Genomic DNA, 17502 nt, shown 5'->3' on the forward strand with positions numbered 1-17502 from the left:
ATCTTAATGCAAATCAAATAGTTTCTCTTCATTAATGCTTTTATATCTCAAGATGATATCCTTTTCATCTTTAATCCAACATTCTAACTCTGGATTATTATTTACAATTGAATCGGAATAATTTATAGCTTCTTCATAATGATCAAAGTAGCTAATAGTCTCACCAATTCCTAAGAACAATTCCAATTTTGTATTATATACGTGCCCTGTACTTAACTCAGCTATTAGTACCTTATATGCCATATTAAAAGCTTATGATTTGGTTAATCTATCTTTAATCTATGCTTACCAAAATAATATATAATTCCAAAACAGAGAACAAGTATACTTGTAACCCATAAATAATAACCAGAAGAAAATGATACTATTTTTCCGTTGGATCCACTTTCAGAAATCAATATTTCCTCCCAACTTGAAAAAGAAATAGCCAATAAACTAGCAATCAGAATAAACAATATGGATACTTTTTTATTTTTTGCAAATAAAAATAATGCTATGAAATAAAATGGATTAGCTAACCAAACTAAAAATTCCGCAGTGCCGCCTCCAAATAATCCAATTCCACCAATTAGCAAGTAGATAAATGATTTATCAGATTCCAGACCTCTACCACCATCAAAAACAAAAGCTGGTCTAATCAAAGAAAAAATAAAAAGACCAACACTTATGTAAATTGCTGGTCTCTTCAAATGATAACTAAATATTTTCATCTATTTCTTAAAAGCATTCCAGCCCTGGGCTTTCAGCTCGTGTACTTTTTCTGATTTTGAAACCATTTTACAGCCCGAGTTTTTATCGGTAACATGGCCGATCACTGTGATATCTACATCATGTTTCAGTTTTTTATAATCTTCCTGGCTAATGGTAAACAATAACTCATAATCTTCTCCACCACTCAAAGCACAAACCGTTGGATCTAAACCTAATTCACGGGCGGTTTCATAAGTCATTGGATCTAAAGGTATTTTCTCTTCATAAATGGTTATTCCTTTATCAGATTGTTCCGCCAAATGCAAAATTTCGGAAGCTAAACCATCCGAAACATCAATCATAGCGGTTGGCTTGATATTCATTTCATCTAAAAGCGCAACAATATCCATCCTTGCTTCTGGTTTCAATTGTCTTTCAATGATATAATCCTTACCTTCTAAATCTGGTTGGATCTGTGGGTTTTCCAGATAAATTAATTTCTCTCTCTCCAAAATCTGCAGGCCTAAATAAGCACCACCCAAATCGCCCGAAACACATAATAAATCATGTTCTTGAGCGCCATTTCTGTACACTACTTTATCGCCATCGGCATAACCAATACTGGTAATGCTAATCACCAAACCCTGCTTGCTTGATGAAGTATCTCCGCCAATTAAATCGATGTTGTATTTGTTGCAGGCCAGTTCAATTCCTTTATAAATTTCTTCAACAGCTTCTAAGGGGAATTTGCTCGACAAACCCAGCGAAACTGTAATCTGACTTGCTTTTCCGTTCATGGCATAAATGTCACTCAAATTTACCTGAACAGCTTTGTAACCTAGGTGCATTAAAGGCACATAAGCCAGATCAAAGTGAATCCCTTCCAACAATAAATCGGTCGAAATTAAGATCTGCTTTCCTTTAGCATCTAAAACAGCAGCATCGTCGCCGACACCTTTTACCGAATAATCGTTTTTAATTTTAAAATTAGTAGTGAGGTGTTTAATCAACCCAAATTCACCTAATTCATTAATATCTGTACGCTCTTTATTTTCAAACATATACAATAGTTAGGGGCGAAGCCCCCGATTTTTATTTTTTAAAATTAATTGTCATTCTGAGGAACGAAGAATCTTTCATCACTCAGGTATTGCTCCATCATTTGCAGATCCTTCCTGCGTCAGGATGACAAATTATTATTCTCCATCCAATTTTTACCTTCCGTAAACCTGGCAATTAACATGGCCGCTACATTATCGCCAGTGGCATTTAACAAAGTAGCCATCGGATCAACCAAAGTTCCTATAATCATAGCTGGCGGTAGCGCTTCAGGTGGCAATTGGTAAGCCGAAATCATTAATAACTCGCCAATATAACCTCCATTTGGTATTCCTCCCTCCACTATACTCACTAAAACAGTAATGCCTAAGGCCAAAATAATGGTATCAACATGTACTAAATCCTTTCCAAAAATGGCAAAAACAACCGCAATTTTAACAATAGAACTGATACTCGAACCATCCTTATGCAAGGTTGAACCTAATGGAATGGTCACGTTGGTAATGTAATCGGGTACGCCCATTTTTCGCGCGCCATCTAAATTTGCCGGAATAGTGGCAATACTGCTACAGGTTCCGATTGAAGTTAAAGACGGCACAATGTTATTTTTCCAAAATACTTTTATTGCTTTAAACCCACCTGCAACAAAAGCATATAAGGTGAAAAAAACGATAAAATAAAATGCGCCTACACCGTAGTACAAACCTAAAGCTTTTGCATAGGTTCCGAAAAGCTGTGGACCGAAAACCCCAAGCTGATAGGCAAAATAAGCACCTAAACCAATCGGTCCTAATTTCATAATCAAAATGATGAGTTTTTTCATCACTTCATTACCCGAAACCAAGAAGTTCTTAAATCCATCGCCTTCTTTACCAGCATATAGCGTAGAAAAACCAACCAGTACCGAAAAAATAATTAGTGCAAGCATGTTTTTCCTGCTTCCGATCTCGAAAAATTCTCCCACGGTTAAAAGTTGGGTCATTTGTTCGCCAAACGACTGTATTTTTTCAGGTTCAGTTGGTAAAGGCGCATTTCCTAATTGCTGATGGATCGGAAAAACCCAGGTAGCTACCAAGGTTAAAACTGCAGAAATGAGTATGGTAGAAAGAAAAACCAGAACCATAACGGTTAATAATCTCCCTAACTTTTTGGTTCTGTCTATATTCGCAATTGCCGATGAAACCGCAAAAAATACCAATGGAATAACTGCAGTAAACAACAGGTTTAAAAATATATCTCCTAACGGCTTTATACTTTCAACGTTTTTCCCAAAAATTAAACCCACAATACTTCCAACAGTTATTCCTGCCAAAAGCCATAATAAGCCCGAGTAATTTTTAAGAATGTTGTTTTTTTCCATAAATATTTAAATAAACCTTACAGGTTTTAAAAACCTGTAAGGTTTGATCTATTTTATAACCCCAGCTCCGCTGAAATATCCAGCATTCTTTGAATCGGTTTACGGGCAAGCTCAATAATATGCTCAGGTACAGTTACTTCTGGCAAACCATTTTTAATACATAAATATAGTTTTTCTAAAGTATTTCTTTTCATGTATGGGCAATCGTTACAAGCACAACTGTTATTCGGCGGCGCCGGAATAAATGTTTTTGTTGGATTTGCCTTCTCCATCTGGTGGATAATGCCACTTTCGGTTGCTACAATAAATTCGGTAGCCGGATTGGTAATGGTATATTTTAAAAGTCCGGTTGTTGAACCGATATAATCAGCCATTTTCAAAACCACTTCTTCACACTCTGGGTGTGCAATAAACTTAGCATTCGGATGGCGTTCTTTCAATTTTGTAATTTTCTCCTGCGAAAAAATTTCATGTACCATACAGGCACCATTCCACAATACCAAATCGCGCCCGGTTTTCTTTGCTACATAAGCACCTAGATTTCGATCGGGACCGAATATTATTTTTTGGTCTTTAGGTAAACTCTCTACAATTTGAACCGCATTCGTACTTGTACAAACAATATCACTTAAAGCTTTTAATTCGGCCGTACAATTTACATAAGTGATAACCAGATGATCTGGATATTTTTCTTTAAACTTTCTAAACAGATGGGGCGGACAACTATCTGCTAATGAGCATCCTGCTTTTACATCCGGTAATAAAACAGTTTTATCAGGCGATAAAATCTTTGCTGTTTCGGCCATAAAATGCACGCCGGCAAACACAATTACATCAGCATCTGTTTTTGCCGCTTCTTGCGATAATCCTAAACTATCGCCAATATAATCTGCAATATCCTGAATGTCAGGCTCTTGGTAGTAATGTGCAAGAATAATGGCATTCTTTTCCTTTTTTAACTTCTCAATCTCGGCAAAAAGATCAAGCGTAGGATCAATTTCTTCTTCTGCGAAACCTTTTTTATTGATTTCTTCTAAGACATCTATGTTCATTTTAAAATTTTCCTTTTTTGAATTTTGACGTTGGTCAAAGATAAAGCTTTCAACGTCTCAATAATTAATAAGTATTTTTAAATAAATAAATCTTGTTTGTTTATTAGTGTGTTAGTATTGTTGGCAAGTTTCGAAAAAAAGTTCTTTTATATAAGTTGTTAATCGTTTACTAACATTTAGATTACATTTCTCTAATATCATGAGTTTGATTTTCAGCACTATCGAAAAGTCGCTCAATTTTTATCAATACTCGAATGTTAATTGTTTATAAGTGGGTAAAAAGTTAATTACTTGTACAAAGGTGCTCAAAAATTACTTAAAAGATTGTGGCAAATTGTCTTTTTAGAGTAGCTTTAAACATTCAAATTTATTTGTTAGGATAATTTAGACACAGAGTTAACATTTATCAACTAGTTGTTAACATCGTGGATAAAGTAAATGTTTTTATTAATGAGGAAAGTAGATTTTCTGGTAATTGGTTCAGGTATAGCGGGTTTGAGTTTTGCGCTTAAAGCAGCAAAGTTTGGTAAGGTTTTAATTGTTACCAAGTCGAACGAAGACGAATCGAATACAAAATACGCTCAGGGCGGTGTTGCAGTCGTGGTAGATAAAGGTGATTCTTTTGAGAAACATATTGAAGATACTTTGATTGCCGGTGATGGATTATGTGATGAAAAAATTGTGGAAATCGTTGTAAAAGAGGGGCCTCAACGTATTCAGGAGATCATTGACTATGGTATAAACTTCGATAAGGATAACTCGGGTTTTTATGATTTAGCGAAGGAAGGCGGGCACTCTGAACACCGTGTTTTACACTATAAAGATATCACCGGATATGAGATTGAACGGGTGTTGCTGAATGAAATTCATGAGAATAACAACATAGAGATATTAACACATTACTTCGCGCTCGAGTTAATTACACAGCATCACCTGGGTGAGTTTGTGGATAAACGTACCGAAGATATTAACTGTTATGGTATATATGCCTTTAACACAGAGCTTAACGATGTGGAAAAGATTGTGGCAAATGTGACTGTAATGGCTTCGGGTGGTGCCGGACATGTGTATTCGGCCACAACAAATCCGGTTATTGCAACAGGCGATGGTATGGCAATGGTTTACCGAGCAAAAGGAAAAGTGAGGAATATGGAGTTCATTCAGTTCCATCCAACAGCTTTGTACCATCCCGGAGAGTACCCATCGTTCCTGATATCGGAAGCTGTTAGGGGCTTTGGTGGTGTTTTAAGACGTAAGAATGGCGAGGAGTTTATGCATGAATATGATGAACGTAAGTCTTTAGCACCACGCGATATTGTTGCCCGTGCAGTAGATAATGAAATGAAGAAATCAGGCGACGAATTTGTTTACCTGGATATTACGATGCGTAAGAAGGCTGATATTTTGAAACACTTTCCTAATATATATGCCAAGTGTTTATCAATAGGAATAGATATGACGAAAGATTATATTCCGGTTACGCCTGCCTCTCATTATATGTGTGGTGGCATTCTGGTTGATGAATATGGTCGCTCTTCGATTAAAAATTTATATGCCTGTGGTGAGTGTTCTTCAACAGGTTTGCATGGTGCTAATCGTTTGGCTTCAAATTCTTTATTAGAAGCTACGGTTTTCGCTCACCGCATTTATCAGGATGCTATCGAGAACTTTAAAAATAATATTATTCCAGATCATATTCCTGAATGGGATTCGAAAGGGGTTACCCAAAGCAATGAAGATGTATTGGTTACGCATAACCTTAGGGAATTGCAAAAAATTATGGGCGATTATGTAGGTATTGTCCGGTCTGATTTCCGTTTGGAAAGAGCACATCGTCGTTTATTTTTAATCTACCAGGAAACGGAGGAATTTTATAAAAAGAATAAAGTTTCAGTTAAACTTTGCGAATTGCGTAATGTAATTCAAACGGCTTATCTGGTGATCAAATCTGCGATGCAGCGGAAGGAGAGCAGGGGGTTACATTACACTACCGATTATCCTGAACATGCAAAAGAACTGGTAGATACTGTTTTTTAGCTATTGTCAGTCTGAGCCTGTCGAAGATCTTAACATAGTGCTTCGATAAGCTCAGCATGACATCATAAAACTTACTTACATTATCCATAAACTATATTACATCTGACATGCCTTTAATACTACCCGTAAAAGATAAATATCCTGAGATTGGAAAAGATAATTTTATTGCAGAGAACGCCACAATAGTGGGAGATGTAATAATAGGTGATAAATGTTCCGTATGGTTTAATGCTGTAATCAGAGGCGATGTAAATGCCATTACAATCGGAAATGAATCAAACATACAAGATGGTGCGGTAATTCACGCAACTTACTTAAAAGCCTCCACACACATTGGTAATAGGGTATCTGTAGGGCACAATGCCATAGTGCATGGCTGTACTGTTCAGGATAATGTTTTAATCGGTATGGGTGCCATTGTAATGGATCACGCGGTTATAGAAGAGTATTGTATTATTGCAGCTGGATCTGTAGTATTAGAGAATACCATTTGCGAAACGGGTTATTTATATGCCGGCACGCCTGCAAAAAAAATAAAGCCCATTACTGAAGAGCAAAGGGCTTTATTGAATAAACTGCCTGATAATTATATCATGTATTCGGGTTGGTTTAACCAATAGTTTCCGTCATCCTGAACTTGTTTTAGAAGTAGTATTTTCAGTTGTCTTGTAGCTACTACGTGGTCAGCATCTTTGCCATTAAAACCCTGACCACGAATTAGCTATTAGGCCTTTAACAATATAAAAACTGCTAATAAAATAAATTTACTGCGTTCCAGTCGAGATGACAGTTTTTTTACTTAGTTGGAGGGTGGAGGTATCACCAGTGGATCTTCGCGTTCCCAATTCGGTTTTAAATCCATTAAAGCCTTTAAGTACCATACTTTTTCAGGCTGATATCCTGCTTTAACATTTCCCGTATCCCAGATTCCGTTTTTATTATCATCGTAAATTACCCTGAGCATATATTTGCCGGCTGGATATTTAGAAAAAGTAACTTTCGAATTTTTGCTGACCGGAAAAGATTTTATGATATCTTTTTTTTCATTTAAAAACTGCACAACATATCTTTTAGTGGTATCTGGAACAGTTACATTTAATACCAAAGTGGTATAAGCATCCGCACTTTCGAGTGAAAAACGTTTGGTTACATCTTTATTCTTAGCATTGAATATGGCAGTAAATGCACCGGCAGCTAATTTTAAATCATAAGTTCTTTTATTTTTCCAGGGGTATTTAATGTAATATTTAAGAAAATCTACACTGTCTTTTACCACCTCAAAAGTTGTTCGTTTCACAGAATCTTCTAAAAGGGTGATTTTAGATGGATCTGCCGCAGTCATCGGAAAAGGAAAGGTCAGCGTTAACTGCTGGAAAGGATTTAATTTACCGCCCGATAAATTATCAGAAATCGTTACATCGCGTGTGTAAGTGTCTTTTTTGCCCCTGGTAAAATTTAAAGTCTGTAAAACCTTACCCTGGTCTTGTATGGCAACCTTAACCGAATCGAAACTTAAATCCTTTAACCAGATTTTGGCAGTATCATTGTTTTTAGAGAAATGGACAAACTTACCTACATCTACAGCTGGTGGGTCTGTAATGGTTATTTTAGGACTTTTAAGCTGCTGATTTAAACTGATTGATATACTTCCGTCGTTATTTAATTTTCGGTCTAATACGCGGAATTCTGGAGCTAACTCTTTAAATATCTGCAGATCTACGTTCTCTATATTTTTATCTATTACAATAGGGTCTTTTACAAATCCAACTTCATCCGAAATCTGCTGGTATATTTTATCTCCTCCTCCGCTACTTTCTTTAACCGCATATACCTTATAAGTACCTTTTCTTAGGTTATTTAATTTGTACGTTCCGGCACTGTCTGTAGTGGTATAAATTGATGGACGTTTTTTTCCAAAAATGGTGTCTCTTTCTAAAGGTAGTATAAATACGGTAACTTCCTTCTCAGGTTCGTCTGTTAGCGAATTGATGACCTTACCACTTAACGATAACGAATCTATTTCCGGGCCGGTAGAAAAAACATAAGATAAATTTTTAACTACGTTTCCTTCATTAACATCGGCCACAGATTTTCCGAAGTTTAAGGTATAGGTCGTATTTTTTTCTAAAGAATCCTTAAGATTAATTTCTAATCTTTTTTGCCTCTTTTTTAACTCAGGAATTTTTTCCTGATCCGGTGAAATAGAAAATTCTTTAAACTCATCTTTAAGATTAAAATATTCATCAAACTCGATCACAATTTTTTTAGCATTAAAATTCCTCGTTTGATTTTTTGGAGTCATGCTTAAAACTTTTGGTGGCTTGGTATCTTTTGGTCCACCTTGGGGTGTTTGTATACTTGCACAACCAAAAAATAGGAGCAAGGTTGTTACAACCGCTAAATTTTTAAGGTTAAAATACTGAGCTTTTAAATTTGGCATATTTTAAACGTTCTGACGAATTTTTATACTTTTTGGAACTGTAACATTAAAAAATCTTTTTTTTAGCTTATATCGCTTTATTTTAAGTCTGTTTTAAAATACGTAAAGTTCTGATAATCAGTTACTTATTGATGTAAACCATTAAAACTGATATATCTGAAGGTGAAACACCCGAAATCCGTGAAGCCTGACCTAAAGTACGTGGTTTGATCTTAAATAATTTTTCTCTGGCTTCTTTTGAAATGGAAACAATTTTATTGTAATCGAAATCCGGTTTAATTTCTTTGTCTTCCATCTTCAGCATTTTAGCTACAATCTCATTTTCCTTTTCAAAATAACTTTCATATTTAATTTTGATTTCGGCTTGCTCAATCGTCTCGTTATCTAAATCTTTTGTGGCTTCCGCAAGCGCTTTGCTTACTTTGATCAGATCGGGTAAACCAACATGAGGTCGGCCGACCAAACTGTGTATTTTTACATTTTGATTTAAAACGCTCGACCCTAAACTTTCGAGCATTGGATTTGCATCGCTCATTTCAATACCCTGGTTTCTGGTAAACTTAACCAAAGCATCTGCATTTGCAATTTTCTGATTTACCTTTTCTAAACGTTCATCAGAAATTAAACCCAGTTCATGTCCGATGGGAGATAGGCGGATATCAGCATTGTCTTGTCTTAATAACAAACGGTGTTCCGCTCTCGATGTAAACATACGATAAGGCTCTTCCGTTCCTTTGGTTACCAGGTCATCAATTAAAACACCAATATAACTGTCAGATCTTTTCATGATCAGTTCATGTTTATCAGTGATTTTTTGGTGTGCATTTATACCTGCCATGAAACCTTGGCAAGCGGCTTCTTCATAACCAGTAGTTCCATTAATTTGTCCTGCTAAAAATAAATTACTGATCAATTTAGTTTCTAATGTTAAAGACAATTGGGTAGGTGGGAAGAAATCGTACTCGATCGCATAACCTGGTCGGAACATTTTTGCTTGCTCAAAACCTGGTATTAATCTTAAGGCTTTAAATTGTACATCTTCCGGAAGAGAAGTCGAAAATCCATTTACATAAATTTCGCATGTGTTCCATCCTTCAGGTTCAACAAAAATCTGATGTCTGTCACGCTCCGCAAAACGGTTAATTTTATCTTCAATGGATGGACAGTATCTCGGGCCTAAACCTTTAATTCTTCCAGTAAACATTGGCGACTTTTCAAACCCTTCTTTTAAAGTTTCATGAACATCTCCATTGGTATAGGTGATCCAGCAACAACGCTGATCGGTTGAAACTTCGGTATCGGTATAGGAGAATTTACCTGGGTTTTCGTCTCCCCATTGTTCTTCCATTTTGGTATAATCCAAACTTCTTCCATCTACACGTGGGGGAGTGCCGGTTTTCATTCGGCCCGCTTCCATGCCTAGCTCTACCAGTTGTTCGGTAATTCCTGTTGACGCTCTTTCTGCCGTTCTACCTCCTCCAAATTTCTTTTCTCCTATGTGCATTACACCATTTAAAAAGGTTCCGTTGGTAAGCACTACTGCAGTGCTTTCTATCTTGATACCTAAAGATGTTTTAACCCCATATACCGTATTATCTTTTACCAATAGGCCTACAACACTATCTTGCCAGATATCAAGGTTTGGTGTTCTTTCTAATGCTAAACGCCATTCTTCTGCAAAGCGCATCCTATCAATCTGTGCTCTTGGGCTCCACATGGCAGGGCCTTTTGATTTGTTAAGCATTCTAAATTGAATAGTCGATTTATCTGAAATAATACCAGAGTAACCGCCCATAGCATCTACCTCTCGAACAATCTGTCCTTTAGCTACGCCACCCATAGCAGGGTTACAACTCATCTGGGCAATAGTACCCATATTCATTGTTATTAATAAAACAGATGATCCTAAATTGGCAGCAGCAGCAGCAGCTTCACAGCCTGCATGACCAGCACCAACAACAATCAAATCGTATTTTGAAAACATTTTATATTATATTTCTTTAATTGTTCCACGTGGAACAATTGGTTTACTGGCTTATTATAGTTTGTCTGAAAGTGATAGAAAACTATTAATTTTATTTTAATTATATATCCTTCGACTACGCTCAGGATGACATTTCCCTTTTGTGTTTTACTAATGTTCCACGTGAAACATAACGTAGAAAACATCTTTGAATTGCAATCGTTTATTCTGAAAGTTCAAGCCAGCGCATGGTGAATTCGTCAAGCTTGGCCTGAAGCGATTCTATCTCGTTGGAAACTTCCTGGATTTTTACATAGTCGGCCGCATCAATTTTAACCAGGCTTTCATTAAGCAAAGCTATTTTGTTTTCTGTTTCTGTGATACCTTTTTCACTATCTTCTAATTCTTTCTGCTCCTTGAAACTTAATTTTTTTACCGCTTTAACAGATACTTGTTCTGTGGTTGGGGCAGGGGTTTTCTTAGTTTCTGCTTTTGCTTTTGGTTGCTCTAAACTTAAACGATACTCAGAATAATTGCCGTTATAAATTTTAACTACACCTTCGCCTTCCATGATAAATAGTTGATCGCTCATTTTATCGAGCAGGTACCTGTCGTGAGAAACGAGCATTAATATGCCAGGAAAGTTTTCTAAAAATTCTTCAAGAACATTTAGTGTGTCGATATCCAGATCATTTGTTGGCTCATCCAAAATTAAAAAGTTTGGATTTTGCATCAGTACTTTCATCAGGTTCAAACGCTTCTTTTCTCCACCACTTAGTTTTTCAACCATGCCGTGTTGTTTCTTTGGCGGGAAGAGAAATAGGGTTAATAGGGCAGAGGCTGTAATTACAGAACCATCAGCCATTTTGATATATTCAGCATCAGATTTTACAATATCAATTACCCTTTCCTTTGGATCGAAAGTTAAACCGCCTTGTTTGTAGTAACCGAAAACAGTAGTTTCACCGGTATCTACTTTACCAGCATCTGGTTTCAATTGGCTGGTAATAATATTTAACAGGGTCGATTTTCCTGTTCCGTTTTTTCCGGCTAAACCAATACGGTCGCCTTTTTTAAAGGTATAACTAAAGTCGTTGATGATCGGACGTCCGTCAAATGCTTTTTTAATGTGTTCCAGTTCAATTATTTTCCCACCTTGGCGAGACATCTTCATTTGGAGGTTAATACTCTGATTATCAGTCTTTTTCTTGGTTTTTTCCTCTAAATCGTAAAAAGCATTAATTCTTGCGTTAGATTTCGTCGCCCGGGCCTGTGGCATACGTCTCATCCACTCTAATTCTTTCTTTAATAGCTGTTGGTTCTTATGTAAAACCGTTGCGTCTAAGGCCTCCCTTTCGCTTTTCTTTTCTAAGAAGTAAGCATAATTTCCGTTATAGTTAAATATTTTTCCTCTATCTAACTCCACAATGGTATTACAAACATTATCCAAAAAGTATCTATCGTGGGTAACGAGTAAAATTGTTTTTTGTCCGGTAGTTAACAATTTTTCCAGCCATTCAATGGTGTCAATGTCCAAATGGTTGGTTGGCTCATCAAGCACCAAAATTTCCGGATCTTCGATTAAAAGCTTAGCCAGGGCCAAACGTTTCTTTTGTCCACCAGATAGGGTAGATATTTTCTGTTGAAGATGAGTAATACCCATTCTGTTTAAAATGGTTTTAATCTCATGTTCATATTCCCAGGCATTGTGTTCGCTTAATTCTTCATACAACCGATTAAGCGTTTTTTCGTCTGGATTAGGGTTTTCAATTAATTCTTCATATTCCTTAATCAACTGTTGTTGTTTATTCTCAAGAGAGAATATGTGGTCGCTAATAGAAAAACCTTCTGTAAATTGTGGTTCTTGATCGAGAAAACCGATTTTAACAGCTTTATTTTTAACAATTTTACCTTCGAGCGGAGGGAACCTTTCTGCCAATAATTTCAAAAGTGTACTCTTACCTGCACCATTAATTCCAACCAACGCCACGCGCTGACCAGAGTTAATACCCAAGGTTAAATTTTTAAATAGCCATTCGTCATGATAACCATGCCCTAAGCCTTCTGCCGCAATTAGTGTGCTCAATTTTTTTGTATTTCGGATTTATAAAGGAAAATTAGTGCAAAAGTAAGTATAAAATATTTGGAACGGCATAAACAAATTGTAAAGGGCTTCTGTATCAGCTAAAAATGGCAGAATATTGATGTATTGGATTATCTGTTCAGTAGTTCATATGCCATTTGCTGCATCATTTCAGTAAAAAGAAAACAGCGGTCGGACTCGCTCCACCGCTGCTTCAATCATTAACTAAAACTAAACTTTATCTTGATATAATGCACAGGGTATAAATTCTAGCGCACTATGTAATTGCCGTTTTTTGAATATAAGACTGCAGTTGGTTGAAAATGTTGCAGGGAATTTCGGTGTATTATACCAGTATAGTCTAATTGTCGACGAACGCCCATAACTATTAGACGAACGGGAACCAAGCGCAGGAAGGTATTCCAAACAAATTGATAACAATAGATTTAAAATAGCTGTTAAAATGTACTATACAGCAAAGTCTGATTGAAAGAGCTGGCAAAAAACTTAAGGAAAATTAAGGGTTGAGACGGGTTTGGTTCGGAGTTGGTTCGGACTTAAGACAGAGTTGTGACAATGGTACCCGAACAAAGCCCGTTTAAACTCCGAAATTTATGCATTAAAAATGCTAGTAATGGTTTACTTGAATAAAAGTAAATAACAGGGGAGTCAAGTGCTGTGGTTAGTTGGTTCTGCCATGCAAATGATAAAAGGCTGGTAGATAACCTGAAAATGAATGTAATGCGTAACTAAAAAGAAGCTTAGATCAGGCCAACTTCTGCTCTATAGCTTAAATATTCATCTTCTTTCTGCGTCATAAGGCTTTTAGCGGCTTTTCCTTTGTCTTTGTAACCCAGTAAATGGAGCGTACCATGGATCATAATGCGGCAAACCTCATCAAACTCCAGTGTTTTGAAGGTTTTGGCGTTTTCTTTAACGCGCTCAATGCTGATGAAAATATCGCTTACAATCTGTTTTTCTTCTTCTGAGTTATCGAAAGTAATGATATCGGTATAAGTATCATGGTTTAAATATTGCTGGTTGATACCCAGCAGGTATTCGTCGCTACAGAAAATGAAATTAAGTTCCTGCAATTTAAAGCCTTCTCTTTCGATGGTAGCCTTAATCCACTTCTTCACCTTAAGTTTCTGAGGAAGATTATAGCTAACTGATTCTGTGAAAAATGATATTGCAGGCATGTTATTGTGTTTATGGCCGCAAATTTAATTAAAAATTTAAAGTGGTGCGTAGAGGCGGCATCATAAATATAGATTTGTCATCCTGAGCCTGTCGAAGGACCTCTTGGATGTCTTGCAAAGCGTTTCGACAAGCTCAACGTGACAAATTCGATGGGAATCAAGTTCAGCATGACGAAGCACCTGGTATCATCGTTCCATATTCAACGACTTTAAATATTCAGCGATCTTGTTTTTATAGTAATAATTTAAACTAGGAGGCATTTTTTGCAGCATATCATTACCGTTTTGTTGCTGTTTTTTAAACTGATCGACCATTTTTTGATAAGATGGGGGGAACTCTTTAGCGGCTTTACTTTCCCGTTTAGCATCTTCTTCCTGATCGCGTTCGGCTTTTTCTGCCTCTAATAACTTTGTTAAGAGATCTTTTTGCCTGTTTAGGGTTTCTTGTTGCAAACGCTTGTTAACCAGATCGCTCTCGGTTTGTTTCATTTCTTTAATGGCTTCGTTTAGGTTGCCCATTTTACCGGTTCCATCTTTGTTCTCTTCACGGTTAATCTTTTCGAGCGCCTGACGGATCATCTGTTGCTGCTGGGCCATTTTGCCAAACTCCTGGCTCATTTGTCCTTTGCCAACTGTACCCTTATTGTCACCTGATTTTTGCATTTGCTCCCGGGCTTTTTGCATGCTTTTGTTCAACTGTTCCTGCATCTGCGAAAGCTGCTTCATCCCTTGCTTTTGTTTCTTTCCACTGCCACCTTTACCATTTTTCTGCATGTTTTGCAGCTGACTTAGCGCTTCACTTAACATCAAGGTTAGATTATTGATAGAAGTCATGGTAAACTGCTGAAAACGATTAGCCTCAGGCGTTCTTCTATCACCCAAACTTTCCAAACTTTTATCCAGGTTGAAATTGATCTTGTTCATCTCCTCGTTAACCGTCGATTCTATCTGCGGAACACGCTTGCTTAAACTGTACAAGCTATCGGCAATGGTTTTAAGGTTGTCTTTAATGCTGCGTTGTTTCTGAACATTACTGGTATAAGAAGGATCGGCCGCATTCATTTTCTTTAAAGCAAGCATTACTTTTTCCTGATCGAAAGAGGTAGTTAGTAAGTTTTCCAAGAGGCGACGCAACTCTTTTGCATTCAGGTTGTTTTCCATTTCTTCGCCCTGCTGTTGCATATCACTCATTTTTTTAGACAGCTTTTCCATCTGCTCGCCAGCCTTTTGCTGTTTCTGGCTTGCATTTTTCGAATCCTTTTTATCTAAAGCATCTTTACTGTCCTGTTGTTCTTTTTGTATATCCTGTACCTCTTTTTCAGGATTTTCGAAAGGATTTGGCCTTTCAAGTGATTGATTTTTTTCTTCCAGTTTTTTCAGATCGTCTTTCAGGTCTTTCATCTCCTTGTTAAGTACATCCTGTTTTTGCTTTAACGATTCATTGTCCTGTTTTTTATCTTTGGTTTGCTCAGCAAGTTCCTTTTGCGCTTTAGCCAGTTCATTTAAACGATCGATATCGGTTTGAAGGTTTTGTTCGAATTCTAGTTGTTTGTAGAGTTCTAAGATCCTGTCGAGTTCGTTTTTGAGGGTTTTATTGTCCAATTGCATTTTTGAGAGTTCGTTCTGCGTTTGGTCTTTATTTTTCTCATTCATCAGATTTTGCAGCTTTTGCAAAAGTTCTTTTGTTTTCTCATCCAGTACATTATCAAACAGGTCTTTAATCTGCTTCTGTTTTTCCAGCAGCTCTTCAGTTTGCTTTTGGTCTTCCTGTTGCTGAATATTTTTATCGTTCTGTTCTTTTATTTCCTTAACAACTTCATCAAGCTGTTTTTGCTTGTCTAAAAGGGCTTCAATCTGTTTTTTATCTTCGAAAGAAATCTGTTTTTTATCGATGAGGCTTTCGGCCACTTTTTTACTTTCTTTTTCGATGGTATTGGCTAAACGTATGGCCGATTGCATTTTCTGTTTTAATGCCTGGTTGCTCGCATTTACTTGTTCGGCGGTTTCTTTTTTGGTAGGTTGTTTAAAGGTTTTAATTTCCGATCGGGTAACTTTTGCCCCATTTACGCCATCGTTATCGGCTACTTCAAAATAATATTCAATTTCCTGACCAGGTTTGGCAGCGGCTGTTTTTAAATCCCAGAAATAGAAAAAGCTATTTTCGGTCACATTGCTTTTAATGGCAATATTTTTGCTAACCGTACCCACAATGCGGTTATTTTCTTTGATATTGTATTTAAAACTTAAGCGGCTAAAACCATAATCGTCAGTTACTTGTCCGCTAAAATATAAAGCTTTATTGCTCACAGAATCGGGCTTTTCTTCAACGTTGATACCCGGTGCCTGATCTTTAACAACGGTAATTTGGTGTGAAAGCGAATCCCTGATTGTTACATATTGGTTTTTAGGCGTGATGCTATATTTTGAATTATTCCTGATGGTTGCATTAAAAGCCGATTCGTTATCCTCAACTTTTAAAACGTTTTCGGTTCCATTTAAAATGAACAGCAGTGAACTGCTCTGGCCGGTTTTAAAGTTCCAGGTAACTTTTGTGCCTTCGGGCAGGAGCATATCGCCAACATTGGCAATCAGTTCCTGTTTTTTACCCAGATAAGCAGGGTAATTTAAAGTTGCGGTTGCATTTAGTAGTTCAGGGCGTGGTTTAACCGAAACTGTAAAAACAGCTGAACTAAAGCCACCACCTTTAAAAACCAATTTTTTATCGCTCTGTATATTTTTGATGCTGTAATTAAACTTGCTGATATTTTCTTTTTCGAGTTTATAGGTATTTTTTCCGTCTTCAACGTAAATTTCGGCAGGGAGTTCGTCGCCGGCCAGTTTAACGTTTAGGGTTACATCATCACCCTGAGTAACGGTTAAACTCTTATTTAAAACCGTGAAACTGAAAGGCGCTTTAGGTGCAATGTATTCGTCATACTTAAAAAAACTGTTTGTGCCCTCGCGTAAAATAGCAGGTGCGATAATGGCAATTAGGAGAATAATAGAAAGGGGAACAAAAAGATATTTTAAATATTTCCGGTTATCATTAATGCTAACGGCGTTGTAAAAGGGGACAGGTTTAAGCTCCAGGATCTTTTGATCGATACTGGCAAGAATGAGACGGTTGTTTTCGGGGTGATTTTCAGATAAATGATGAAGTTGCAGCGTATTGAGCAATTTATCTTTAATATCGGAAAAGTGATTTCCGATGATAACCGATGCTTCGTCGAAAGTAAGGTGTTTGCCTAATTTGAGCATCGATAGCAAGGGTTTGATGATTAGAAAGCCAACAAGTAAGGCCCCAACAAGTAAATAAGCAAAAAATACAAAGGTTTTAAAACCTGCAGTTGGATTGAGGTAATAAAGACTCAAAAAAACAATCAGATACAGGCCTAAAAGTATGGCTGCGGCATAAATACTCCCACGCAAAATTTTATTCAGGTAAAATTTGCGGATAAACTCATCAATCTTCCGTAATAAATCGCTGTAGTTATTGCTCACCATATCACTGTAAATGTAAAAATAGTTCTAATCAATTGAAAGAAATCTGATATTAGCATAACGTGTTTATTACAAATCGGTTATCAATTTTGATTATTTACTGGTTTTTTATCGAAAC

At 36.7% G+C, this 17502-nt stretch carries 12 protein-coding genes; 2 read left to right on the forward strand and 10 right to left on the reverse strand.

Features of this window, described 5'->3' with window-relative positions; translation table 11 throughout:
- Positions 1 to 3 precede the first annotated feature (3 nt).
- The 5 genes from ACN9MR_RS23170 to nadA all read right to left on the reverse strand — a co-directional run bounded on the left by ACN9MR_RS23170 (position 4) and on the right by nadA (position 4203).
- Complete coding sequence (locus ACN9MR_RS23170) at positions 4 to 243, reverse strand: hypothetical protein (RefSeq protein ID WP_426326883.1); 240 nt, start codon at positions 241 to 243, stop codon at positions 4 to 6.
- A gap of 20 nt (positions 244 to 263) precedes the next feature.
- Positions 264 to 710 carry a hypothetical protein gene (locus tag ACN9MR_RS23175; protein WP_426326884.1) on the reverse strand — a complete coding sequence of 149 codons (447 nt, stop codon included), beginning with the start codon at positions 708 to 710 and terminating at the stop codon, positions 264 to 266.
- Positions 711 to 1751 (reverse strand): thiamine-phosphate kinase, encoded by a 1041-nt coding sequence (thiL, locus tag ACN9MR_RS23180; RefSeq protein WP_426326885.1) that lies wholly within the window; start codon positions 1749 to 1751, stop codon positions 711 to 713.
- A 119-nt stretch (positions 1752 to 1870) separates the two neighbouring features.
- Positions 1871 to 3109 carry a dicarboxylate/amino acid:cation symporter gene (locus ACN9MR_RS23185; protein ID WP_426326886.1) on the reverse strand — a complete coding sequence of 413 codons (1239 nt, stop codon included), beginning with the start codon at positions 3107 to 3109 and terminating at the stop codon, positions 1871 to 1873.
- A 53-nt stretch (positions 3110 to 3162) separates the two neighbouring features.
- A complete protein-coding gene (nadA, locus tag ACN9MR_RS23190) occupies positions 3163 to 4203 on the reverse strand; it encodes a quinolinate synthase NadA (RefSeq protein WP_280739777.1) in 1041 nt (346 codons plus the stop codon).
- A gap of 408 nt (positions 4204 to 4611) precedes the next feature.
- Here nadA and nadB point away from each other — a divergent pair, with 408 nt between their 5' ends.
- Both nadB and ACN9MR_RS23200 read left to right on the forward strand, forming a co-directional pair.
- Entirely contained in the window at positions 4612 to 6198 is a 1587-nt protein-coding gene (gene nadB, locus ACN9MR_RS23195; RefSeq protein WP_184466151.1) for an L-aspartate oxidase, read from the forward strand.
- A 107-nt stretch (positions 6199 to 6305) separates the two neighbouring features.
- Complete coding sequence (locus ACN9MR_RS23200) at positions 6306 to 6818, forward strand: gamma carbonic anhydrase family protein (RefSeq protein ID WP_426326887.1); 513 nt, start codon at positions 6306 to 6308, stop codon at positions 6816 to 6818.
- A 179-nt stretch (positions 6819 to 6997) separates the two neighbouring features.
- Here ACN9MR_RS23200 and ACN9MR_RS23205 read toward each other — a convergent pair whose 3' ends face one another.
- The 5 genes from ACN9MR_RS23205 to ACN9MR_RS23225 form a co-directional block, all read right to left on the reverse strand.
- Positions 6998 to 8638, reverse strand: coding sequence for an Ig-like domain-containing protein (locus ACN9MR_RS23205; protein WP_426326888.1), 1641 nt, complete (start codon positions 8636 to 8638; stop codon positions 6998 to 7000).
- 121 nt (positions 8639 to 8759) lie between these two features.
- Positions 8760 to 10622, reverse strand: coding sequence for a tRNA uridine-5-carboxymethylaminomethyl(34) synthesis enzyme MnmG (mnmG, locus tag ACN9MR_RS23210; RefSeq protein ID WP_426326889.1), 1863 nt, complete (start codon positions 10620 to 10622; stop codon positions 8760 to 8762).
- A 202-nt stretch (positions 10623 to 10824) separates the two neighbouring features.
- Positions 10825 to 12687: an ABC-F family ATP-binding cassette domain-containing protein gene (locus ACN9MR_RS23215; RefSeq protein WP_184466158.1), complete on the reverse strand. Its 1863-nt coding sequence runs from the start codon at positions 12685 to 12687 to the stop codon at positions 10825 to 10827.
- A gap of 758 nt (positions 12688 to 13445) precedes the next feature.
- Entirely contained in the window at positions 13446 to 13883 is a 438-nt protein-coding gene (gene ybeY / locus ACN9MR_RS23220) for an rRNA maturation RNase YbeY (RefSeq protein WP_184466160.1), read from the reverse strand.
- Between the two features lie 186 nt (positions 13884 to 14069).
- Complete coding sequence (locus ACN9MR_RS23225; RefSeq protein ID WP_426326890.1) at positions 14070 to 17387, reverse strand: DUF4175 family protein; 3318 nt, start codon at positions 17385 to 17387, stop codon at positions 14070 to 14072.
- Between the last annotated feature and the right edge of the window lie 115 nt (positions 17388 to 17502).

Origin of the sequence: Pedobacter sp. R-06 (assembly GCF_049913135.1) — a bacterium.
Classification (GTDB): domain Bacteria; phylum Bacteroidota; class Bacteroidia; order Sphingobacteriales; family Sphingobacteriaceae; genus Pedobacter.

Coding starts and splice junctions, on each gene's coding strand:
- ACN9MR_RS23170 (WP_426326883.1), bottom strand. CDS start 243: ATGGCATATAAGGTACTAATAGCTGAGTTAAGTACAGGGCACGTATAT.
- ACN9MR_RS23175 (WP_426326884.1), bottom strand. CDS start 710: ATGAAAATATTTAGTTATCATTTGAAGAGACCAGCAATTTACATAAGT.
- thiL (WP_426326885.1), bottom strand. CDS start 1,751: ATGTTTGAAAATAAAGAGCGTACAGATATTAATGAATTAGGTGAATTT.
- ACN9MR_RS23185 (WP_426326886.1), bottom strand. CDS start 3,109: ATGGAAAAAAACAACATTCTTAAAAATTACTCGGGCTTATTATGGCTT.
- nadB (WP_184466151.1), top strand. CDS start 4,612: ATGAGGAAAGTAGATTTTCTGGTAATTGGTTCAGGTATAGCGGGTTTG.
- ACN9MR_RS23200 (WP_426326887.1), top strand. CDS start 6,306: ATGCCTTTAATACTACCCGTAAAAGATAAATATCCTGAGATTGGAAAA.
- ACN9MR_RS23205 (WP_426326888.1), bottom strand. CDS start 8,638: ATGCCAAATTTAAAAGCTCAGTATTTTAACCTTAAAAATTTAGCGGTT.
- mnmG (WP_426326889.1), bottom strand. CDS start 10,622: ATGTTTTCAAAATACGATTTGATTGTTGTTGGTGCTGGTCATGCAGGC.
- ybeY (WP_184466160.1), bottom strand. CDS start 13,883: ATGCCTGCAATATCATTTTTCACAGAATCAGTTAGCTATAATCTTCCT.
- ACN9MR_RS23225 (WP_426326890.1), bottom strand. CDS start 17,387: ATGGTGAGCAATAACTACAGCGATTTATTACGGAAGATTGATGAGTTT.